Source organism: uncultured Alistipes sp. (assembly GCF_963931675.1).
Lineage (GTDB): Bacteria > Bacteroidota > Bacteroidia > Bacteroidales > Rikenellaceae > Alistipes.
The window spans coordinates 2,299,868-2,323,140 of the sequence record NZ_OZ007039.1 but is presented as its reverse complement, the minus strand read 5'-3'; the positions used below and the strand labels follow the sequence as shown (position 1 = coordinate 2,323,140).

General features: G+C 59.1%; 16 protein-coding genes. 12 read left to right on the top strand and 4 right to left on the bottom strand.

Features of this window, described 5'->3' with window-relative positions; genetic code table 11:
• The first annotated feature begins 15 nt into the window (after nt 1-15).
• The 5 genes from ABGT65_RS09795 (at nt 16) to ABGT65_RS09775 (ending at nt 9,479) form a co-directional block, all read left to right on the top strand.
• A complete protein-coding gene (locus ABGT65_RS09795) occupies nt 16-2,967 on the top strand; it encodes a glycosyl hydrolase 115 family protein (protein WP_346701753.1) in 2,952 nt (983 codons plus the stop codon).
• 17 nt (nt 2,968-2,984) lie between these two features.
• Nucleotides 2,985-3,968, top strand: coding sequence for a family 43 glycosylhydrolase (locus ABGT65_RS09790; RefSeq protein ID WP_346701751.1), 984 nt, complete (start codon nt 2,985-2,987; stop codon nt 3,966-3,968).
• A 31-nt stretch (nt 3,969-3,999) separates the two neighbouring features.
• Nucleotides 4,000-6,942, top strand: coding sequence for a glycosyl hydrolase 115 family protein (locus ABGT65_RS09785; protein ID WP_346701749.1), 2,943 nt, complete (start codon nt 4,000-4,002; stop codon nt 6,940-6,942).
• 15 nt (nt 6,943-6,957) lie between these two features.
• Nucleotides 6,958-8,301 (top strand): glycoside hydrolase family 99-like domain-containing protein, encoded by a 1,344-nt coding sequence (locus ABGT65_RS09780; RefSeq protein WP_346701747.1) that lies wholly within the window; start codon nt 6,958-6,960, stop codon nt 8,299-8,301.
• Between the two features lie 182 nt (nt 8,302-8,483).
• On the top strand, nt 8,484-9,479 hold the full coding sequence (locus ABGT65_RS09775; protein ID WP_149873922.1) for a transposase: 996 nt from the start codon (nt 8,484-8,486) through the stop codon (nt 9,477-9,479).
• A gap of 150 nt (nt 9,480-9,629) precedes the next feature.
• Here ABGT65_RS09775 and thrC read toward each other — a convergent pair whose 3' ends face one another.
• The 3 genes from thrC to ABGT65_RS09760 form a co-directional block, all read right to left on the bottom strand.
• Nucleotides 9,630-10,922 carry a threonine synthase gene (thrC, locus tag ABGT65_RS09770; RefSeq protein ID WP_346701746.1) on the bottom strand — a complete coding sequence of 431 codons (1,293 nt, stop codon included), beginning with the start codon at nt 10,920-10,922 and terminating at the stop codon, nt 9,630-9,632.
• Nucleotides 10,923-10,934: 12 nt separating this feature from the next.
• Entirely contained in the window at nt 10,935-11,864 is a 930-nt protein-coding gene (locus ABGT65_RS09765) for a homoserine kinase (protein ID WP_346701744.1), read from the bottom strand.
• A gap of 245 nt (nt 11,865-12,109) precedes the next feature.
• On the bottom strand, nt 12,110-12,259 hold the full coding sequence (locus ABGT65_RS09760; protein ID WP_346701742.1) for a hypothetical protein: 150 nt from the start codon (nt 12,257-12,259) through the stop codon (nt 12,110-12,112).
• A 566-nt stretch (nt 12,260-12,825) separates the two neighbouring features.
• Between ABGT65_RS09760 and ilvD the strand changes: the two genes are divergently transcribed.
• The 7 genes from ilvD (at nt 12,826) to ABGT65_RS09725 (ending at nt 22,019) form a co-directional block, all read left to right on the top strand.
• Nucleotides 12,826-14,649: a dihydroxy-acid dehydratase gene (gene ilvD, locus ABGT65_RS09755; RefSeq protein ID WP_346701741.1), complete on the top strand. Its 1,824-nt coding sequence runs from the start codon at nt 12,826-12,828 to the stop codon at nt 14,647-14,649.
• Between the two features lie 43 nt (nt 14,650-14,692).
• Nucleotides 14,693-16,420, top strand: a complete 1,728-nt coding sequence (gene ilvB, locus ABGT65_RS09750; RefSeq protein ID WP_346701740.1) for a biosynthetic-type acetolactate synthase large subunit — start codon at nt 14,693-14,695, stop codon at nt 16,418-16,420.
• Between the two features lie 16 nt (nt 16,421-16,436).
• On the top strand, nt 16,437-16,982 hold the full coding sequence (gene ilvN, locus ABGT65_RS09745) for an acetolactate synthase small subunit (protein WP_346701738.1): 546 nt from the start codon (nt 16,437-16,439) through the stop codon (nt 16,980-16,982).
• Nucleotides 16,983-17,042: 60 nt separating this feature from the next.
• Nucleotides 17,043-18,089 carry a ketol-acid reductoisomerase gene (gene ilvC, locus ABGT65_RS09740; protein WP_346701736.1) on the top strand — a complete coding sequence of 349 codons (1,047 nt, stop codon included), beginning with the start codon at nt 17,043-17,045 and terminating at the stop codon, nt 18,087-18,089.
• Between the two features lie 5 nt (nt 18,090-18,094).
• On the top strand, nt 18,095-19,771 hold the full coding sequence (gene asnB / locus ABGT65_RS09735) for an asparagine synthase B (RefSeq protein ID WP_346701734.1): 1,677 nt from the start codon (nt 18,095-18,097) through the stop codon (nt 19,769-19,771).
• Between the two features lie 160 nt (nt 19,772-19,931).
• Nucleotides 19,932-21,041 carry an ROK family protein gene (locus ABGT65_RS09730; RefSeq protein WP_346701732.1) on the top strand — a complete coding sequence of 370 codons (1,110 nt, stop codon included), beginning with the start codon at nt 19,932-19,934 and terminating at the stop codon, nt 21,039-21,041.
• Between the two features lie 12 nt (nt 21,042-21,053).
• Nucleotides 21,054-22,019 carry a type I phosphomannose isomerase catalytic subunit gene (locus ABGT65_RS09725; RefSeq protein WP_346701730.1) on the top strand — a complete coding sequence of 322 codons (966 nt, stop codon included), beginning with the start codon at nt 21,054-21,056 and terminating at the stop codon, nt 22,017-22,019.
• A 246-nt stretch (nt 22,020-22,265) separates the two neighbouring features.
• Here the strand turns inward: ABGT65_RS09725 and ABGT65_RS09720 are convergent, their stop codons facing one another.
• Entirely contained in the window at nt 22,266-23,261 is a 996-nt protein-coding gene (locus tag ABGT65_RS09720) for a transposase (RefSeq protein ID WP_149873922.1), read from the bottom strand.
• Nucleotides 23,262-23,273: the final 12 nt, after the last annotated feature.

The following is a 23,273-nucleotide window of genomic DNA, read 5'->3' as shown; positions in this document are numbered from 1 at the left end:
GCAACGACAGACAGCATGAAAAAATTTCTGATACTGACCGCCTGCATGTTCGGGCTTTGCAGCCCGGGCGTGCAGGCGCAAATCAAACTCACAGAGAAAAGTTCCGGACGGGACGTTTTCCGGCTCTCCGTTCCGAAGCGTCAGACCGTAATCCGTTACGATGCGAACGATGCCACGGTCGTCGGAACGACCGCCCGGCTACTGGCCGAGGACCTCGAACGGGTGACCGGACGCGCCGCGAACCTCGCAACCGGAGATGAAATCGTGCGGAATGCCGATGTAATCATCGCCGGAACCATCGGCAAAAGCGAGACAATCGACCGATTGATCACCCGGGGAAAAATCCGGGTAGACTCGATAACGGGAGGCTGGGAACGCTATCAGATTCAAATCGTCAAGGAACCGCTTCCGGGCATATCCCGGGCACTGATCGTCGCCGGAAGCGACCGACGGGGAACCGCCTACGGACTGCTTGCCCTTTCGGAAGCCATCGGTGTCAGTCCCTGGTACTGGTGGGCCGACGTCCCGGCCAGACCGCAAAGTTCCATCTATCTGGAAGTTCCGGTCACGATCTCGAAAACTCCGTCGGTGAAGTATCGGGGCGTCTTCATCAACGACGAAGACTGGGGGTTGCTGCCGTGGGCCCGGCACACCTTCGACCCCGAACGGGGAAACATCGGCCCGAAAACCTATGCCAAGGTGTGCGAACTCCTGCTGCGGCTGAAAGCCAATTATCTCTGCCCGGCCATGCACGAGGCCTCCACGGCCTTCAACAAGATTCCCGAAAACAAGATGGTCGCCGATTCGTTCGCCATCGTCATGGGGTCGGTCCACTGCGAGCCGCTGCTCTTCAACAATGCGAGCGAGTGGGATCGCAAGACGATGGGTGAATGGGACTACGTGAAAAACAAGGAGGGGATCAACCGGGTTCTGCGGCAGCGGGTTCGGGAAAACGCCCCCTATGAGAATGTCTACACGTTGGCGCTGCGCGGACTCCACGACCGGGCCATGGCCGGAAGCAACAACATGAAGGAGCGCGTCCGACAACTCGAAGGCGCCCTGCAGGACCAGCGGCAGATCCTCGTCGACGAGATCGGGAAACCCGCCGAAGAGATTCCCCAGGCATTTACGCCCTACAAGGAGGTACTGGAGGTATACTCCGGAGGTCTCAGCCTGCCCGAGGATGTCACAATCATCTGGCCGGACGACAACTACGGTTACATGAAACGGTTGAGCGGCGAACAGGAACGGAAACGGTCCGGACGTTCCGGCGTCTACTACCACGCCTCCTATCTCGGCAAGCCCCACGATTACCTGTGGATGTCGTCGACCTCCCCAGCGCTGATGTACGAGGAACTCCGCAAGGCTTACGAAGCCACGGCCGACCGGATCTGGTTGCTGAATGCCGGTGACATCAAGTCCTGCGAACCGGCCGTCGACCTCTTCCTGGCCATGGCTTACGATATAGACCGTTTCGACTATGCCAATACGGCCGACTATCAGGCCGGAATGCTTGCCCGCATCTTCGGAGAGGAGTATTACGACCGGTTCCGCGACATCACCGCGACCTTCTACGATCTGGCTTTCCAGCGGAAACCCGAACTCATGGGATGGGGCTACCAGTGGGCCACCGACAAGCACGGCCGTGAACGCACGACCGACACCGATTTCTCGTGCGCCAACTATGGAGAGCTCGACCGCCGGATTGCCGATTACAACCGAATCGGGCAGGATGCCGAACGGATCTACAACGAACTGACTGAAGCGGAGAAGCCCGCATTCTACCAACTGCTCTACTACCCGGTTCGGGCGAGCGAGCAACTCAACAAGATGATCCTCAAAGGGCAGCGCAACCGTTGGTATGCCCTGCAGGGACGCGCCGCCACCAATCCGCTGCGCGAGGAGGTCCGGGCGCACTACGACTCGCTGCAACGGCTCACGGCCGATTATAACCGGCTGCTAAACGGCAAATGGAACCGCATCATGACGACCCGGCAAGGTTTTGCCTGCTCCTACTACGAGTTGCCGAGGCTGGATTCCATCCGGCTCCTGGCCGGAGCCGATCCGGCAATCTGGGTCGAAGGAGAGGATGTGCTCCGGGGCAGCCGCAGTTTCCATGCCCTGCCGACATTCAACCCCTACACGCGCCGCACGTACCGGGTCGAAGTTTTCAACAGGGGCGATGCACCTTTCGAATGGCGGGCGGCAACATCGAATGACTGGATTCGTCTTAGCAATACCTCCGGAACGGTATCCACGCAGCAGGCTCTCGATGTCGACATCGACTGGAACCGTGCGCCTGTCGGAGACCGGATTCTGGGAACAATCGAGATCACAGCCGGGGCGCGGCACGAAACGGTACTCGTATCGCTCTTCAACCCCGCTTCGCCCACTCCCGAAACGCTTCAAGGTCTCTACGTGGAGGATAACGGCTGCGTTTCGATTCCGGCTGCGGGATTCCACCGCAAGGTCGAAAACGAGCAGATCCGGATGACACTCATCCGAAACCTCGGATACGAAAAGGAGGCCGTTCTGATCGGAGATCCCCTGGGCCGGAAGCAACGTACCGGAGGGCGCAATACGCCTCGGCTGGAGTATGATTTCTACAGTTTCAGCAGCGGATCGGTGGACGTCTACACCTACATGCTCCCCACCTTCCCGCTGAGTGCCGACCAGACCTTCGCCCACGAAACCTCGTCGACCGAAACCAAATACGGCGTGGCAATCGACGAAGGACCGGTCATGAACCCCACAACCTCCTCGTTCGAATATGCGCAGGCCTGGTATGAGAACGTTCTGAAGAACTGTGCCGTCAAGAAGACCACACTCCACATCGACCGTCCCGGAAAACACACCGTCAAGATCCTCTGCGGGGACCCCGGACTGGTCATTCAGAAGATCGTCCTCGACTTCGGCGGCATGAAGCGCTCCTATGCAGGTCCGCCTTCGACCCAGTCCGCTCAATAACCGACAACAAAAGGATCATGAATATCACAAGAAAATACCTGATTATCGGCTTGTTCTGTCTGTTTGCAGGTGGATTGCGGGCACAAAACAGCTACACCAATCCGGTGCTGAACCACGACATGCCCGACCCCACGGTCATCCAGACGAAGGAGGGTGAATTCTATCTCTATGCCACGGAGAATCACGGATACAGCATCCCGATCGCCCGTTCGTTCGATCTGGTGAACTGGGAGATCATCGGAGCTGCCTTTACCCGTGAAACACGCCCCTCGTTCGAGCCCAAAGGCGGACTCTGGGCCCCGGACATCAACTACCTGAAGGGCAAATATCTGCTCTACTACTCGATGTCCTACTGGGGCGGAAACGAAACCTGTGGGATCGGAGTGGCCACTGCCGATTCGCCCCAAGGTCCGTTCCGCGATCACGGAGCGCTGTTCCGCAGCAACGAGATCGGAGTAACAAACTCCATCGATCCGGAGTTCGTCCGGGAGAAAGGTCGCAACTACCTCATCTGGGGCAGTTTCTGGGGAATCTACGCCATAGAGCTCTCCAGAGACGGACTCTCGGTGAAACCGGGCTGCACGCCGAAACAGATTGCAGGCAGGGCTTTCGAGGCCTCCTACATCCACAAACGGAACGGATTCTACTATCTCTTCGCCTCGATCGGCTCCTGCTGCGAGGGGCTCAACAGCACCTACACCACGGTGGTCGGACGCTCCCGAAACCTGCTGGGGCCCTACACCGACAAATCCGGGAAGCGGATGCTCGACAACGCCTGCGAAATCGTCATGAAACGCAGCGACCGTTTCATCGGACCCGGGCACAACTCCGACATTATCACCGACAAGGCCGGGGATGACTGGCTTCTCTACCATGCTGTCGACGCTCAAAATCCCCGGGGGCGGAAACTGCTCCTGGACAAAATCCGTTGGGTCGACGACTGGCCGACCGTTCAGGACGGTCATCCGTCAGAAACCCCACAGCCGACACCCCTATTCTGAATCCAAACCCAAAACAATCCAAAAAAACGACATGACAAGAACGAGTGTAAAACGAACGATTCTGAGCCTGCTGCTCTGCTTGTGCGGTGTGGCCGGAGCCTCTGCGCAAATTTCCCTCGCGGAAGGGAAACCTGCGGGACGGGAGTTCCTGCTTGCCGACAAAAACTACGGAGCCACGCTCTATTACGACAACCGTGATTTCGAAGTGGTGAAACGTGTCGCCGGATTCCTTGCCCAGGATATCGGACTGGTCACAGGACGTCAGGCCACGGCCAAGGCCCTGCCGGCAGCCAAGGAGACAAATATCGTCGTGATCGGAACGTTGGGAAGCAACGACCTGATCGACAAGTTGGTTGCCAACGGACGACTCAACGTCGACGCCATCCGCGGCGGTTGGGAACAGTATGCCATCGAGGTTGTCGACCGGCCCGTACCCGGAGTCCGCAAAGCCCTCGTCATCGCCGGGTCCGATCGCCGGGGAACCGCCTACGGAACCTTCGCCATCTCGGAAGCAATCGGTGTCAGCCCCTGGTATTGGTGGGCCGACGTTCCCGTCACTCCGCAGGAGCGGTTGCGGCTCGATGTCCGATCCTACCGTTCGAAGGAACCGTCGGTCAAATACCGCGGGCTCTTCATCAACGACGAGGATTTCGGGCTCAAGCCATGGGCTGCCAAAACCTTCGATCCGGAACTCGGAGACATCGGTCCCAAGACCTATTCGAAGATTTGTGAACTGCTTCTGCGCCTGAAGGGCAACTACCTCTGCCCGGCCATGCACTCCTGCACCCGGGCCTTCAACTACTACCCCGACAACAAACTCGTGGCCGACAGTCTGGCAATCGTCATGGGGTCGGTCCACTGCGAACCGTTGCTCTTCAACAATGCCAGCGAATGGGACCGCAAGACCATGGGCGATTGGAACTACGTCACCAACAAGGAGGGGATCAACAAGGTGCTGCGGAAACGCGTCGAGGAGAACGGAGCCTATGAAAACGTCTATACCCTGGCCATGCGCGGAATCCACGATGCTGTGATGGCCGGCAACCTCACGCTCGACCAGCAGGCCCGGGTTCTCGAAAAAGCCTTCGCCGACCAGCGCCAGATTCTGAGCGACGTACTCGGGAAACCCGCCGAAGAGATTCCGCAGGCATTCACCCCCTACAAGGAGGTGCTCGAAACCTACGAACACGGCATGAATCTCCCCGATGATGTGACGATCATCTGGGGCGACGATGACTTCGGATACATGAAGCGGCTGAGCAATGCCGAAGAGCAAAAGCGAAGCGGCCGGTCGGGAGTCTACTACCACCTTTCATATTGGGGACCTCCCATGAACTTCCTGTGGATCAACACCAACCCGCCGGTACAGATGTATACCGAACTGAAACGCGCCTACGACACCACGGCCGATCGCATCTGGTTAGCCAACATCGGAGATATAAAACCGGCAGAAAATGCGCTTTCGCTCTTCCTAGACATGGCCTGGGACATCGACGCGTTTACGGTTGAAAATGTCGGGTACTACTACGCGAACACGCTCTCGAAATATTTCGGTGCGGAGTACAAGGATGCTCTCCAGCACATTTTCGACGAGTATTTCAGTCTGGCCTTCGCTCGCAAACCCGAGCACATGCAGCACCATCTGGAGCAGCATTTTGCCGAGGACAACTATCGTGAAGCCGCACGCCGGGTAGCCCGTTACGCTGCGATCTCCGCAGAGGCCGACCGAATCTACGCCAATCTGGACGATGCGGCGAAGCCCGGATTCTTCCAGCTTGTCTACTACCCGGTCAAGGGTGCCGCTCTGCTCAACATCGCCATCCTCGAAGCACAACGCAACCGCTGGTATGCCGCACAGGGCCGTGTGTCCGCCAACCAGGTTCGGGAGCGCGTAAACGGAATCGTCGAAGAACTGCGCCGCATCACGAAGGAGTACAACGAACTCAAGGATGGCAAATGGCGCTACATGATGACTTTGGCACAAGGAGGTTGGAGGGATATCTATGTTCCGCCCATGAAGAGCGTGGAACCCGCCGCCAAACCCGGACTGGGCATCCATGCCGAGAGTGAGACGCTCCGCACGGGAATGGGCAACTACCATACGCTGCCCTGCTTCAATCCCTTCACCGACCACTCCTATTATATCGACGTGTTCAATACAGGGCGCGGAGATCTGGAGTGGAAGGCGCAAGTCTCCGAACCGTGGATCAAACTCGACAAAATGAACGGTAAAACCCCGTATGAGGAGCGTGTGAACGTCTCGATCGACTGGGAACAGGCCCCAAAAGGGCGTAACCTCTGTGCACAAATCGAATTTGAAGGGGCCGGGAGTCGGGAAACCGTACTCGTCTCGGCCTTCAATCCGGAGGAGATTTGCCGCGACAGCCTGGCAGGACTCTACGTGGAAGACAACGGCGTGGTTTCGATCGACGCCGCGGGCTTCCATCGCAAATTCGAACGACACGGGATCACCTTCGACAAGATCGCCCGCTACGGATTCGAGGATACGGTCGTACAGTTAGGCGATCCCTTTGCCAAGGCGGACTACTACCCCAGCCTGGAGCTGACCTCGAACTACGTGGCCCCGGCTCCGCTCGACCGTTACCCGATGCTCGAATACGATTTCTACTCCTTCTCGACCGGACCCGTGGATGTATATACCTACATGGTCCCGCTGTTCCCGCTCGACAACGAACACGGGTCTCGTTACGGGGTGATGGTCGACCGCAGTCCCGTCTATCTGCCCGAAGCCGGAGCTCCCTACTACAGTACGCTTTGGATTCAGAGCATCATGCGCAACTGCCGCATCAACAAGACCTCGCACATGATCTCCGAACCGGGCAAACACACGGTCCGCATCTTCGCCGCACACCCGGGCATGATGATCCAGAAGATCGTGATCGACTTCGGCGGCATGAAATACTCCTACATGGGTCCCCAACCCACAAAAATCGAACCGCAAACCAAACACTAACACTTCGATACGATTATGAAAAGCCAATCGATCAAAATCGCAGCCCTGTTGCTGCTCGCCGCAACTACGGCCGGTATTTTCTCGGGTTTGGCCCAGAACAAAGCCCGACAGAAACGTTCCGAATCCCAGAAACAGACGGTATACCGGCTTCCCGACGATCTGCAGACGCTGGCAGGGAATCCCGATCTGCTGAAAAAGCCCGAAGGACTCGAAGTAGCCGCCTACGTCTTCCCGAACTACCACGCCTCGGCTCTCCACAACAAGATCTATGCTCCGGGATGGACCGAATATAACCTTATCCGCAGTGCAAGACCCTGGTTCGAAGGGCACCAGCAGCCAAGGACCCCGCTGCTGGGAGAGCTCGACGAAAGCCTTCCCTCAACCTGGGAAGTCTACAACAAACTTTGCAAACAAAGCGGAATCGATGTCCTGTTGTGGGACTGGTACTGGTACGACGGAAAACCCTGCCTGCATGAAGCACTCGAACAGGGCTTCCTCGAAGCCGACAACCGCAACGACGTGAAATTCGCCTGCATGTGGACCAACCACCCCTGGTACATTCTTTACCCCACGAAGCGCACTGACGGCGGAAATGCCTATCCGCCCAGTTTCGATGCTCCGGACTTCTCCTACGAGGAGGCGTTCCGCAGCCTTTCGTACATCGTCACCCGCTACTTCAACCAGCCGAACTACTGGAAGATCAACGGCAAACCCGTCATCTGCATCTGGGATGCCAACCGTCTCGAACAGAAACTCGGACTGGAGGGTGTGCAAAAACTCTTCTCCGAGTTACGGGCTCTGGCCCAGAAACTCGGACATCCGGGCATCCACTTCCATATCACGGGATTCAGTTCAAGGAACATGAAGGCCGCCGGTTACAACACCGTGGGTTCGTACAACCCGCTGGACTGGATCGCCGGACGCTTCCAGCCGAACGAAATCGAACTTCCCGACTATGGCATCGTGGCAGCCGACGTAGCCTATAAACTCTGGCCCGAACACCACCGCGACTTCGACATCCCCTACGTACCGGCTATCGGTGCCGGATGGGATTCCACGCCGCGCTACGTAAAGCCCTCGGTACGGCCGGAGAAGCCCAACCGCAAAGCATGGCCCGGTTGCACAATCTTCGTGAACGAGAGCCCGGCAGCATTCAAGGCTTTCGTACAGTCATCGTTCGTCTACCTGAACCAGCATCCCGAAGTGCCGCGGTTCGTCACCATCGCCTGCTTCAACGAGTGGAGCGAGGGTCACTACCTCCTGCCCGACAATCGATTCGGATACGGAATGCTCGACGCTCTGGGAGAGGCCGTCGGGAAAGAAGGGCTGCACGGGAAGCATGGCAAAGGCTTGGAATAAGAGTATGTATTTCAATTCGCATCTCCGACTGGGAGTGAATTGAAACGCCCCGCAAAAGGCATAAAAAGGGGTAATGATGCCAAAAGTGGTTGGTGGTATAAAATGTAACCGACATAATATTTGGTAGTTATAAGGATAAAATAGAGATTAGTAGAAACGGGTTTCTACTAATCTCTATTTTTATGTCAAAAAAACGAAAAATACGCTGTCCTCATTGTGGCTTTTTAGAGACAATAAAATGGGGTACTCGTAGCGGTTGCAGCCGCTATTATTGTAAGAATTGTGGCAGCTATTTTACGGATCGTCGAGACTGGATTTCCGATAAAAACAAGTTTATATGGTTCGCGCGTTGGGTTCGCGGTAAACAGCGTATTTGTGACCTTGCGAGTGAGAGCGGATACAGCGAACGCACCCTAAAAAGATACTTCTATCGGCTCTTGCCCCAGTGCCCTTTATGGCAGATACAGCGACGCGAGAAGGTAAATCTTCTGATCGACGGCACCTACTTCTCAAATAAGATTTGTCTGGTTGTATATCGGGATCACAACATCAAGATGACCCTCCTCTATCGCATAACCAGGAGTGAAACGCTGCGGGATTTGAAAGCAGACCTAACGGCTATACGCGATGTCGGCATTCAAATTGAGAGTGTCACCTGTGATGGATCTCCCAATATCATAAAAGCGGTGCGGGAAGTGTGTCCGGAGGCGATCTTGCAGCGTTGTACGGTACATGTAGCGCGAGAGATAGAGACGTGGATTACACGCAAACCACAGACCGTAGCGGCACAGGAACTCCTCGAACTGGTGCACTTGTTAAATGGAGTACAAACACATGATGAGGCACAGTTATGGATACGGGCTTTTATTGACTGGTATCGGCGACACGAACCATTTATCAATGAAAAAACCGTAGATGAGCTGTCGGGAAGATGGTGGTTTACGCATAAGATGCTGCATCGAAGTGTCTCGCATATCAAGCGTGCCATACCCGATCTGTTTTCATACACGCGATACCCTAATGTACCTAAATCTTCAAATTCTATTGAGTCGTTCTTCGGTCACTTGAAGGATAATTTAAGAATCCATCGTGGACTCTCGGAACAACATTTTAAGGACTTTGTAAAGTGGTATCTTTTCCTGAACAGCAATGATGGAATTATTAAGAAACGCAAATGACCAGAATCGTACAATTCTGGTCATTTGATCCAATACGACACCAACCACTTTTGGCATCATTACCTAAAAAGGGCATCCCCGATCCGGATTCCGGACCGGGGATGCCCTTTTTCAAAACGGACTGTCCTCACGCTAATCGGCACGCATCGCTCAGACCTGCTCGACGAACGCCTCCAGCGCCGCAAGGTCCACGGCCAGCGGGTCCGAATGCTGCGGACGCTGCGTCAACCTCTCCAGCCGTGCGGGCAGCGGGATCCGCGCCCCCGTTACCGAAGTGATCACCTCGCCGAACTTCGCAGGATGTGCCGTCGAGAGGTAGAAGCCCGGCTTCCCGACCGCCATCGACGCCGCATACCCCACGGCACTGTGCGGATCCGAGAGATAACCGGTCCGTTCGTACAATTCGTCGATCGTCCGCCGGATACTGGCATTGTCGCACCGGAAACCCGTCAACTCCGCCCGCAAAGCCTCGGAATCCCCGCCGCACAGCCACAGCATCCGTTCGAAATTACTCGGAGCTCCCACGTCCATGGCGCTGGCCGGAGTTTGGATCGAGGGCCGCGGACGGTAGAGACCCGTGCGCAGGAACTCCGGAACCACGTCGTTGATGTTCGACGCCGCCACGAAACCCCCGACCGGAAGCCCCATCCGCTGCGCCAGCATCCCCGCCGCCAGGTTGCCGAAATTGCCGCTCGGGACGACGATCGTCGGATGGTCGCCGCCCGTCTCCCGCCGCCAAAGGAAGTAGCCGTAGAAGTAGTAGAACGCCTGGGGAATCCACCGCAGCAGGTTGATCGAATTGGCCGACGTCACCCGGCGGCGGCGACGGAACGCCCCGTCGGCAAAGAGCTCCTTCACCAGCCGCTGGCAGTCGTCGAACGTCCCGGCCACGCGCAGCGGATGGATATTGCCCCCAAGGGCCGTCATCTGGCACTCCTGCAGGCGGCTGATCTTCCCCTCGGGGTAGAGCACCACGACGTCGACGCCCGGCACGTTGTAGAATCCGTGCGCCACGGCGCTGCCCGTATCTCCCGACGTGGCCGTGAGGATGACGAGCCGCTCCCCGGCCGCGCCCAGCAGCCCGACGACCCGGCCCATGAATCCCGCACCGAAGTCCTTGAAGGCGCAGGTCGGGCCGTGGAAGAGTTCCAGCGTATAGCGGCTCCGCCCCACCCTGCGCAACGGAACCGGGAAGTCATACAATGACTCCAGTTCGCGGCGCAACGCCTGCATATCGAAATCATCCCCGAAAAAGAGGCCTGCCAGGTAGCTCGCCAAAGAGCCGTATGACTCCGCGGCCCGGCGCTCCGCCTCGGCCAGATCGGCCTGCGGAATCCGTTCCGGAACGAAAAGTCCGCCGTCGGGTGCCAGGCCCATCATGGCCGCTTCCCGGAGCGTACAGGCCTGTTTCCGCTCCCGGTCCCTTGTACTGTAAAAGTTCATGGCCTTGCGTTTTTATGATTCGACAACCCGTGCTCCCGCATTCGACACCCGACCCGCATAGGTATCGCAGGCGATGCCGCGTTCGGCGAAGTGCGCCTTCATCCGGTCGGCAATCCGGCAGGCAACCGCATAATCCGAGGCCAGGGCGAAAACCGAAGGACCCGATCCGGCGATATTCAGCGCCAGAGCCCCTTCGTCCAACGCACTCGCCTTCAAGACATCGTAGTCGGGAATAAAGCCCTTGCGGTAGGGTTCCACCACGGCGTCGTGCATCGAACGGCCGATCAGTGCCACGTCGCGCAGGGCGAATCCGGCAACCAGTCCGCCGACATTGCCCCACTGTTTTACGGCACTTGACAGCGAAATTTCGCGCGGAAGGACCTCGCGGGCCATCTTCGTGCTGACGACGATGGCCGGGTGCGCCACGGCGTAGAAAAAGTTATCGGGAACCGGCAGGCGCACAATGTCGAAGGGTTCGTAACCGCGGATCAGCACCACGCCGCCCAGCAGCGCCGGGCCCACGTTGTCGGCATGAGCCGTGCCGCCCAGCAGCGCCTCGCCCTGCATGGCGAACTCCACAAGCTGCTTGCCCGAGAAGGGACGCCCCAGCAGTTCGTTGATGCCGTAGACGGCCGCAGCCGACGAGGCCGCACTCGATCCGATCCCGCTCCCCGGAACGATCTTTTCGAGCAGGCGGATTTCAACCCGCACGGGGCGGCCGTAGGCTTCGAGCATCGCCCGAACGGCCGGCGTGATGACGTTGTCATCGAGCGAGGCGGGCAGATCGACACCGCTGTCGTTGCGGATCGAGAGCCCTTCGGCATCGGGCTCGACACCCACCTCCAGCAGATCGCCCACTCCGTCGAGGGTCAGGCCCATCACATCGAACCCGCAACCCAGATTGGCCACCGTTCCCGGGGCAAAAACCTTGATATGTTTCATGGTGAATTTTCGTTTTTTAATGAACCCAATCGTTTGTAGAAGACCTCCGGGATGATCCGAAGCCCGAAAATCGAGGAAGGGTCGACCGATGTCGAGGTTCCACCTCCTGTCCGGCCCCGCGCAGATACCGCTGCATCTGGAGCTTGTCAGTTTCGGATGTTGACCGGAGAATTTTGCTGTTACCCTGTTTTCCGCTCCGGCAACCTGGGCCGGAATAGGCATACGACGATGCGACGGAATATAGACTACTCGACCCCCACAGGGGTGGTGGTAGTAGTGGCGGTAAACGTCGCGGAAGCGATGGTCACGCAATGAGGGGCGACTCCACAACCAGTCCGGACACCGAAAATCCCGTGTCCTTCACCGTGCGTCGTATGGAGTCTCCGAAGTTTCATCAAGGGCAAATATAAAACAAATATTTTAATAATCCAAATCCCCGGTAACAATTCGTAAGCAGTCCGCCCGTTCCGAGGCTCACACCTTATATATAAGGGTGACAAACAGGGTACTGCACCGGTGATCGGCTCAGAAAATCGAAAGTCCGGGGCCGATCCGGGGTCGGTCCGGTGCCCCGAATCCGGAAAATCACCGCCCAAAAGGCCGAACAGCACCAAAAAGCAGTTACAAATCGTAACGAACAAGTCCATATTCAGGCAATCCGAAAGCAGAATCAAAGAAAATACTTCCAAATCGCCATGTTATTAAATTTCTTTAGAAAATTATTTGCGCATCCCGAATTAGTTCCCTATCTTTGTTTCCGAACAAAACGAAAAAAAACGGCATGATCGCCTCGAATCATTCGAATAACGTCATCATTAACGTGCTGCTCGTGATCCTTGAAAAGATAACGGGAGAAAGGTGACGTACCTGTTCGATGGATCGAAAAAACCTTTCTCCCGACGGAGAAAGGTTTTTTCGATTTTCGAGGCCCTGACGCCCCTCAACCATGGAACCGCAAAAGATGAAACACCCGCTCAGAAGCGCCATTACCACCTCGGGACGCCGCATGGCCGGAGCCCGCAGCCTCTGGCGCGCAAACGGTATGCGCGAAGAACACTTCGGACGCCCCGTCATCGGCATCGCGAACTCCTTCACGCAGCTCGTGCCCGGACACGTCCACCTGCACGAAATCGGCCAGTTGGTCAAACAACGCATCGAAAACCTCGGCTGCTTCGCCGCTGAATTCAATACCATCGCCATCGACGACGGAATCGCCATGGGACACGACGGAATGCTCTACTCGCTGCCCTCACGCGAAATCATCGCCGACAGCGTCGAATACATGGCCAACGCACACATGATCGACGCCCTGGTCTGCATCTCCAACTGCGACAAGATCACGCCCGGAATGCTGATGGCCGCCATGCGGCTCAACATCCCCACGATCTTCGTCTCCGGAGGCCCGATGGAGGCCGGACGCTTCGGCGACCGCCATCTCGACCTGATCGACGCCATGGTCATGTCGGCCGATGCGAAGTATTCCGACGAGCAGATCGCCGAAGTCGAACGCAGCGCCTGCCCCGGCTGCGGATCCTGCTCGGGCATGTTCACCGCCAACTCGATGAACTGCCTCACGGAGGCCCTCGGGCTCTCGCTCCCCGGCAACGGCACGATCGTCGCCACACACGCCAACCGCCGCCAGCTCTTCGAGGACGCCGCAGCTCTCATCGTGCGCAACGCCGAACGCTACTACTTCGAGGGGGACGAGAGCGTCCTGCCCCGCTCGATCGCCTCGAAGGCCGCCTTCGAGAACGCCATGTCGCTCGACATCGCCATGGGCGGCTCGACCAACACGGTCCTGCACCTGCTGGCCGTGGCACACGAAGCCGGCGTGGACTTCACGATGCAGGACATCGACCGCCTCTCGCGGCGCGTGCCGGTGCTCTGCAAGGTGGCGCCCAACTCCCTCTACCACATCCAGGACGTCAACCGCGCAGGCGGCATCTTCGCCATCCTCGGTGAACTCGACCGCGGCGGGCTGCTCGACACCTCGGTGCAGCGGGTCGACGGTCGCACACTCGGCGAGGCCATCGCGGCATGCGACATCCTCAGCCCCACGGCCTCGGATGCGGCCCGGCGCCGCTCGCTGAGCGCCCCCGCCGGCCACTACAGCCGCGAGCTGGGATCGCAGCACTGCTACTACGACACGCTCGACACCGACCGCGCCGAGGGTTGCATCCGCGACATCGCACATGCCTACTTCCGCGACGGCGGCCTGGCCGTCCTGACGGGCAACATCGCCCGCTCGGGCTGCGTCGTGAAGACCGCCGGGGTCGACGAAAAGCTCTTCGTCTTCCGCGGTGCCGCCCGCGTCTACGAATCGCAGGAGCAGGCCATGCACGGAATCCTCAACGACGAAGTCAAGCCCGGCGAGGTGGTCGTCATCCGCTACGAGGGCCCGAAAGGCGGCCCGGGAATGCAGGAGATGCTCTACCCCACGTCGTACCTCAAGTCGAAACACCTCGACAAGGCCTGCGCGCTGATCACCGACGGACGCTTCTCGGGCGGTACGTCGGGGCTCTCGATCGGACACGTCTCCCCGGAGGCCGCTTCGGGCGGTGAGATCGCCGTGGTCCGCACGGGCGACGAGATCGAAATCGACATCCCGAACCGTTCGATCCGCCTGCTGGTCGACGACGCGGAGATCGCCGCACGCATGGCCGCTCAGGAGCACTTCCGCCCGGCAGCCCGCGACCGCAAGGTCCCCAAATCGCTGAGAGCCTACGCCCGGCTGGTCAGCTCGGCGGACAAGGGCGCCGTGCGCATCCTCGATGACGAAGCCTAAAAAGCCGAATCCCGATCCAACCCCGAATAATCCCGATCCAACCATGAATACCTCCACTCCCGACGCGCAACAAACAGCCTGCGAGCCCCTGATGACAGGTTCGCAGGCCCTGCTCGAATCGTTCCTGATCGAAGGCGTCGACACCATTTTCGGCTACCCCGGCGGGGCCATCATCCCCGTCTACGACGCGCTGTACGACTATCGCGACCGACTGCGCCACATCCTCGTGCGCCACGAGCAAGGCGCCGTACACGCCGCGCAGGGATATGCCCGGGTCAGCGGGCGCGTGGGCGTCTGCCTGGTCACTTCGGGCCCCGGCGCCACGAACACCGTCACGGGACTCGCCGACGCCCTGATGGACTCCACGCCGCTGGTGCTCGTCACCGGACAGGTCGGCTCCGAACTGCTCGGAACCGACGCCTTCCAGGAGACCAACTTCGTCGGGATCACCCAGGCCGTCACGAAATGGAACTGCCAGGTCAAGCGGGCCGAAGATATTCCGGCAGCCATCGCCAAAGCCTTCTACGTGGCCCGCTCGGGACGCCCCGGGCCGGTGGTCGTCGACATCACGAAGGACGCCCAGTGCAGCGTCGCACCGTTCCGCTACAAGAAACTCGTATCGATCCGCAGCTACGTGCCCGTTCCGCAGCCCGATCCGGCCTGCATCGAAGAGGCCGCACGCCTCATCAATGAGGCGCAGCGCCCGTTGGTCATGGTAGGACAGGGGGTCCTCCTCGGGAATGCCGAGGCTGAACTGCAGGAGTTCCTCGCCAAAAGCGGAATGCCCGTCGCCTCGACCCTGCTGGGGCTCTCGGCCGTGCCGACCGATTCGCCGCAGTACGTCGGGATGCTGGGAATGCACGGCAACTACGGCCCCAACATCAAGAACCGCGACTGCGACCTGCTCATCGCCATAGGAATGCGCTTCGACGACCGCGTGACGGGCAATCCGGCACACTTCGGCGAAAACGCCAAGGTGATCCATCTGGAGATCGACCCCGCGGAGATCGGAAAGATCATTCAGGCAGATGTCCCCGTGGCGGGCAACGTGCGGGAAACCCTGCCCCTGCTGACCGCACGCATCCGCCGCCGCGACCACGGAGACTGGATCGCGGAGTTCCGCGCCTGCGACCGCATCGAACAGGAACGGGTGATCCGTCCCGCCCTCCATCCCGCGGAAGGCCGGATCCGCATGGGCGAAGCCGTGGATACGGTGGCCCGGGCCTACGACAACGATGCCGTGCTGGTCACCGATGTCGGGCAGCAGCAGATGTTCGCCGCCCGCTACTTCGGATTCCGCCGCACGCGGAGCCTCGTCACCTCGGGAGGCCTCGGCACGATGGGGTTCGGGCTCCCGGCAGCCATCGGTGCCAAACTCGGGGCCCCGGAGCGCGATGTCGTCCTCTTCGTCGGCGACGGAGGGTTGCAGATGACCATTCAGGAGCTGGGGACGATCTTCCAGTCGCGGGTCCCCGTAAAGATCGTACTGCTGAACAACTCCTTCCTCGGCATGGTCCGCCAGTGGCAGGAACTCTTCTACGGCTCCCGCTACTCCTTCACCGAACTGGTGAACCCCGATTTCGGACTGATCGCCCGCGCCAACGGCCTCGGATACCGTTACGTCGAACGCCGCGAGGAGCTCGCCGGTGCCGTGGCCGAAATGAAGGAGTCGCAGGGCGCCTTCTTGCTGGAGGTGCGCGTCGAAAGCGAGGACAACGTCTTCCCGATGGTCCCGGCCGGAGCCCCGGTTGCGGAGATCCGTCTCGAATAAAATGCAGAGCTTGGATATGGAACAGGAATACATCATCACCGTATTTTCGGAGAACAAGGTGGGTCTGCTGAGCCAGATCACCACGGTTTTCACCTGCCGGAACGTCAACATCGAGAGCCTCACGACCTCGGAATCCGCCCTGAAGGGTATTCACAAATTCACGATCGTCGTGCGGACCACACCCGAGAGCGTGGAGAAGGTCGTGCGGCAGGTCGAGAAGAAGATCGACGTGCTGAAAACCTTCGTCTACACCCCCGACGAGGTCGTGCAGCAGGAGATCGCCCTCTACAAGGTGACGCGCAGCCACAATGTCGAACAGCTCGTCCGCAAGCACAACGTCCGTATTCTGGAGATCGACACCGACTACATCGTCGTCGAGAAGACCGGGCACAAGAGCGAAACCCAGGAACTGTTCCACCTGTTGCAGCCCTACGGCGTGCAGCAGTTCGTGCGCAGCGGAACGGTGGCCGTCATCAAGTCGAAACGCGAGTTGCTGAACGAGTACCTCGAAGAACTGGAGAAGATGCGGAAAAGCCCCGAACAGGTCCGGCAGGAGGCCTGAATCGCGGGTCCGCCCCCCCGAAACAGCTATTTATACAAACAAACCAACATTCATAAGACTATGGCAAAGATCAATTTCGGCGGCGTCGAAGAGAACGTCGTAACGCGGGAAGAGTTCCCGCTGGAGAAAGCACTCGAAACGCTCAAAAACGAAACCATCGCCGTCATCGGCTACGGCGTGCAGGGCCCCGGGCAGTCGCTCAACCTGCGCGACAACGGATTCCGCGTGATCGTCGGACAGCGCAAGGGCTCGAAGAGCTGGGACAAGGCCGTGGCCGACGGCTGGGTGCCGGGCGAGACGCTCTTCGAGATCGAAGAGGCCGCCGAGCGCGGTACGATCATCCAGTACCTGCTCTCCGATGCCGGACAGATCTCCGTATGGCCCACGATCAAGAAGCACCTCACCCCCGGCAAGGCCCTCTACTTCTCGCACGGATTCGGCATCACCTACAAGGAGCGCACGGGCATCATCCCGCCGGCCGACGTCGATGTGATCCTGATTGCCCCGAAGGGTTCGGGAACGTCGCTGCGCCGCATGTTCCTCCAGGGCCGCGGTCTGAACTCCAGCTACGCCGTCTTCCAGGATGCCACGGGGCACGCCATGGAGCGCGTCATCGCACTCGGCATCGGCGTCGGCTCGGGTTATCTCTTCGAGACCGACTTCCAGCGCGAGGTCTACTCCGACCTCACGGGTGAGCGCGGCACGCTGATGGGTGCCATCCAGGGTATCTTCGCCGCCCAGTACGACACGCTCCGCGCCCACGGACACACCCCCTCGGAGGCCTTCAACGAGACCATTGAGGAGCTCACGCAGTCGCTCATGCCGCTCGTTGCCGAAAACGGCATGGATTGGATGTACGCCAACTGCTCGACCACGGCACAGCGCGGTGCACTCGACTGGTGGAAGCGCTTCCGCGACGCCACGAAACCCGTCTTCGAGGAGCTCTACGAGAGCGTCCGCAGCGGGAACGAAGCTCAGATCTCGATCGACTCCAACAGCAAGCCCGATTACCGCACGAAGCTCAACGAGGAGCTGCGCGAAATGCGCGAAAGCGAAATGTGGCAGGCCGGAGCCGTCGTCCGTAAACTCAGACCCGAAAACAACTAAGCGGCATGTGCGGATTTGTAGGATTGTTCGACATCCGGCAACAGTCGGATGCGTTGCGCACCCAGGTGCTGAAAATGTCGAAACAGATTCGCCACCGCGGCCCCGACTGGTCGGGAATCTACTGCGGACAGCGGGCGATTCTTTCGCACGAACGGCTCTCGATCGTCGACCCCCAGTCGGGTCGGCAACCCCTGTACAGCCGTGACGGAAAGCTCGTCCTGGCCGTCAACGGGGAGATTTACAACCACCAGGAGATCCGCGCCGAACTGGCCGGAGAGTATGAATTCCTGACCGGGTCCGACTGTGAGGTCATCCTCCCGCTCTACCGAAAACTCGGGATCGGACTGCTCGAAAAGATCAGCGGCATCTTCGCCTTCGCGCTCTACGACATCGAGCACGACGAATACCTCATCGCCCGTGACCCGATCGGCGTCATTCCGCTCTACATCGGCTGGGACCGCGACGAGCAGTTCTACGTCGCCTCGGAGCTGAAGGCCCTCGAAGGGGTCTGCATCACGATCCAGCCCTTCCTGCCCGGACACTACTGGTCGTCGAAGGAGGGCAAGATGATTCGCTGGTACCGGCGCGACTGGTTCGATTACGACGCCGTGAAGGAGAACCCGGCCGACATCGCCGCACTCCGCACGGCGCTCGAAGAGGCCGTGAAACGGCAGCTGATGTCCGACGTCCCGTACGGCGTGCTGCTCTCGGGAGGACTCGACTCGTCGATCATCTCGGCCGTGGCCAAGAAGTTCGCCGACCGCCGCGTCGAGAGCGGAGGCCGCGAAGAGGCCTGGTGGCCGCAGCTGCACTCCTTCGCCGTGGGGCTGGCCGGGTCGCCCGACCTGGCTGCGGCCCGCAAGGTCGCCGACCACATCGGGACGGTCCACCACGAGATCCACTACACGATCCAGGAGGGTCTGGACGCCATCCGCGACGTGATCTACTACATCGAGACCTACGACGTGACCACGGTCCGCGCCTCGACGCCGATGTACCTGCTGGCACGGGTCATCAAGTCGATGGGCATCAAGATGGTCCTCTCGGGCGAGGGCGCCGACGAGATCTTCGGCGGATACCTCTACTTCCACAAGGCCCCCAACGCACAGGCCTTCCACGAGGAGACCGTGCGCAAGATCGGCCGGCTGCACCTCTACGACTGTCTGAGGGCCAACAAGTCGCTCGCCGCATGGGGTGTCGAGGGGCGCGTGCCGTTCCTCGACAAGGAGTTCCTCGACGTGGCCATGCGCCTGAACCCCGAGGCGAAGATGGCCGGAAAGGGCCGCATCGAGAAGTGGGTGCTGCGCAAGGCCTTCGAGGATCTGCTGCCCGAGGAGATCGTCTGGCGGCAGAAGGAGCAGTTCTCCGACGGCGTGGGTTACGGGTGGATCGACACGCTGAAGCGGATCACCTCCGAGGCGGTTTCGGACCGCGAGATGGAGCACGCCGCCGAGCGCTTCCCTGTCAACCCGCCGCAGAACAAGGAGGAGTACTACTACCGCTCGATCTTCGAGGAGCACTTCCCCTCGCAGACCGCCGCGGCGTGCGTGCCTTCGGTGCCCTCGGTGGCGTGCAGCACGGCCGAAGCGCTGGCCTGGGACCAGTCCTTCGCCAACTGCAACGACCCCTCGGGACGTGCCGTACTGGGCGTGCACAACACCGATCTCTCCCACGAAATCTGACCCTCCGCCGCCAAAGAACGGCATCACAACCCGCGAAATCCGGAAGCTGCAGCCTCCGGATTTCGTTTTTTATGCGCTTCACCCCTTTCGGCTTGGCGGTGCGGGCAAAAATTTCTATCTTTGGGGGATAAAAATCCGTATAAACCAACCAAGACCTGATATGTACAGTCATGACAACCGGGTGGTCATCACCCTCGACGCCGGCGGCACGAACTTCGTATTCGGAGCCATGCAGGCCAACCAGTTCATCGTCGAACCCATCACCATGCCGTCGCACGCCGACAATCTGGACGAGTGCCTCGCCACGATGGTCGACGGTTTCCGACAGGTCATCGCCCGACTCCCGGAGAAACCCGTCGCCATCAGCTTCGCATTCCCCGGCCCGGCCGACTATCCGAACGGCATCATCGGCGGCTTCCTGCCCAACTTCCCGTCGTTCCGCGACGGCGTGGCCCTGGGCCCCTTCCTCGAAGCGACGTTCGGAATCCCGGTCTTCATCAACAACGACGGCGACCTGTTCGCCTACGGTGAAGCCCTGGGCGGTGCCCTGCCCGAAATCAACGCCCGGCTCGAAGCCCTCCACAGCCCGAAACGCTACAAAAACCTGTTGGGCTACACCTTCGGCACGGGATTCGGAATCGGCATCGTCGTCGACAACCGCCTGAACCGCGGCGACAACTCCTGTGTGGAGACCTTCTGCCTGAGGCACAAGAAGTTCCCCGATATTATCGTCGAGGACGGCGTGGCCGTGCGGGCCATCAAGCGCGTCTACGGTGAGCTGACCGGCAATCCTGACCACGGGCTCGAACCGAAGGATATCTGCGACATCGCCGACGGCAAACGCCCGGGCGATGCGGAAGCCGCACAGAAGGCCTTCGCGGAGTTCGGCGAAGTGGCCGGTGACGCCATGGCCACGGCCGTGACGCTGATCGACGGTCTGATCGTCATCGGAGGCGGTATCACCGCGGCCCGGAAGTGGATCATGCCGAGCCTCCTGCGCGAACTGCGCTCGAAGATCCACCAGTTCGACGGCAACGAGCTCAACCGCGTGCAGATGAAGGTCTACGACCTGGACGACGAGGCCGAATTCCTCGAATTCGCCCGCGGCGACAACCGCACGCTCAAGGTCTACGGCACGGATCGCTACGTAGCCTACGATCCGCAGAAACGCATCGGCGTGACGATCTCCAAACTGGGCGCCAGCCGCGCCATCTCGGTCGGCGCCTACGCCTTCGCACTGAGCCAACTGGACGCACAAAACAACGCATAACGACACAAAAACATGTATAAGTTCCAACCGATTCTGAAATCCCTGATCTGGGGCGGCGAAAAGATCGCCCCCTACAAACAGATCGCCACCGACCAGCACAACATCGGCGAGAGCTGGGAACTCTCGGGGGTCGAGGGCAACGAGTCCGTCGTGGCCGAAGGCCCCGAAGCCGGGACGAAACTCCCCGACCTGCTGGCCCGTCACGGCGCCGCGCTGCTGGGAAAAGCCAACTACGAGCGATTCGGCAACGAATTCCCGCTGCTGATCAAGTTCATCGACGCGCGCCAGGACCTCTCGATCCAGGTGCACCCCAACGATGAACTCGCCTGGGAGCGCCACCGCTCGAAGGGCAAAACCGAGATGTGGTACGTCGTCTCGACCGACGAGGGAGCCCACCTGCTGTCGGGCTTCTCGAAGCAGGTAACCCCCGAGGAGTACGAAGCCAGCGTCGCCGACAACACCATCACCGACCTGCTGGCCCGGTATGCCATCCGTCCGGGGGATGTCTTCTTCCTGCCTGCGGGACGCGTGCACGCCATCGGTTCGGGGTCGTTCATCGCCGAGATTCAGCAGACTTCGAACATCACCTACCGCATCTACGACTACGGGCGGGTGGGCGCCGACGGCAAACCCCGCGAACTGCACACCGAGCAGGCCAAAGGGGCCATCGACTATACCGTGCTGCCCGATTACCGGACGCACTACACCCCGGAACGCGACACGCGGGTCGAGTTGGTTGCGTGCCCCTACTTCACGACGTCGCTCTTCGATCTGACCCGCGAGCAGACGCTCGACCTTTCGGCACGGGATTCGTTCGTGGTGGTGATGTGTCTCGAAGGGCACGGCACGCTGACCGACGACCGGGGCGAAACGCTTCCGGTGCATCAGGGTGAAACGGTGCTGGTTCCGGCTTCGGCGCAGTCGCTGCGCATGGTGCCCGACGGCACGATGAAACTCCTCACGAGCTGGATCGACTGATCCGGCGCAGGGAAGGCCCCTTTAAGAAAGGGGTTTTGTGGGCGGAGGAATCCACAAAGGGATTCCGATCCAGTTCCGCGCCTCGACAGCCGTATGCGGGTAAAGGCTGCGGAAACCGCTAAAGGTTCAGCAGCACATCCCCCCTTTCTTAAAGGGGTCATTCCCGCGAAAGCGGGAATCCGGGTAATGATGCCAAAAGTGGTTGGTGTCGTATTGGATCAAATGACCAGAATTGTACGATTCTGGTCATTTGCGTTTCTTAATAATTCCATCATTGCTGTTCAGGAAAAGATACCACTTTACAAAGTCCTTAAAATGTTGTTCCGAGAGTCCACGATGGATTCTTAAATTATCCTTCAAGTGACCGAAGAACGACTCAATAGAATTTGAAGATTTAGGTACATTAGGGTATCGCGTGTATGAAAACAGATCGGGTATGGCACGCTTGATATGCGAGACACTTCGATGCAGCATCTTATGCGTAAACCACCATCTTCCCGACAGCTCATCTACGGTTTTTTCATTGATAAATGGTTCGTGTCGCCGATACCAGTCAATAAAAGCCCGTATCCATAACTGTGCCTCATCATGTGTTTGTACTCCATTTAACAAGTGCACCAGTTCGAGGAGTTCCTGTGCCGCTACGGTCTGTGGTTTGCGTGTAATCCACGTCTCTATCTCTCGCGCTACATGTACCGTACAACGCTGCAAGATCGCCTCCGGACACACTTCCCGCACCGCTTTTATGATATTGGGAGATCCATCACAGGTGACACTCTCAATTTGAATGCCGACATCGCGTATAGCCGTTAGGTCTGCTTTCAAATCCCGCAGCGTTTCACTCCTGGTTATGCGATAGAGGAGGGTCATCTTGATGTTGTGATCCCGATATACAACCAGACAAATCTTATTTGAGAAGTAGGTGCCGTCGATCAGAAGATTTACCTTCTCGCGTCGCTGTATCTGCCATAAAGGGCACTGGGGCAAGAGCCGATAGAAGTATCTTTTTAGGGTGCGTTCGCTGTATCCGCTCTCACTCGCAAGGTCACAAATACGCTGTTTACCGCGAACCCAACGCGCGAACCATATAAACTTGTTTTTATCGGAAATCCAGTCTCGACGATCCGTAAAATAGCTGCCACAATTCTTACAATAATAGCGGCTGCAACCGCTACGAGTACCCCATTTTATTGTCTCTAAAAAGCCACAATGAGGACAGCGTATTTTTCGTTTTTTTGACATAAAAATAGAGAT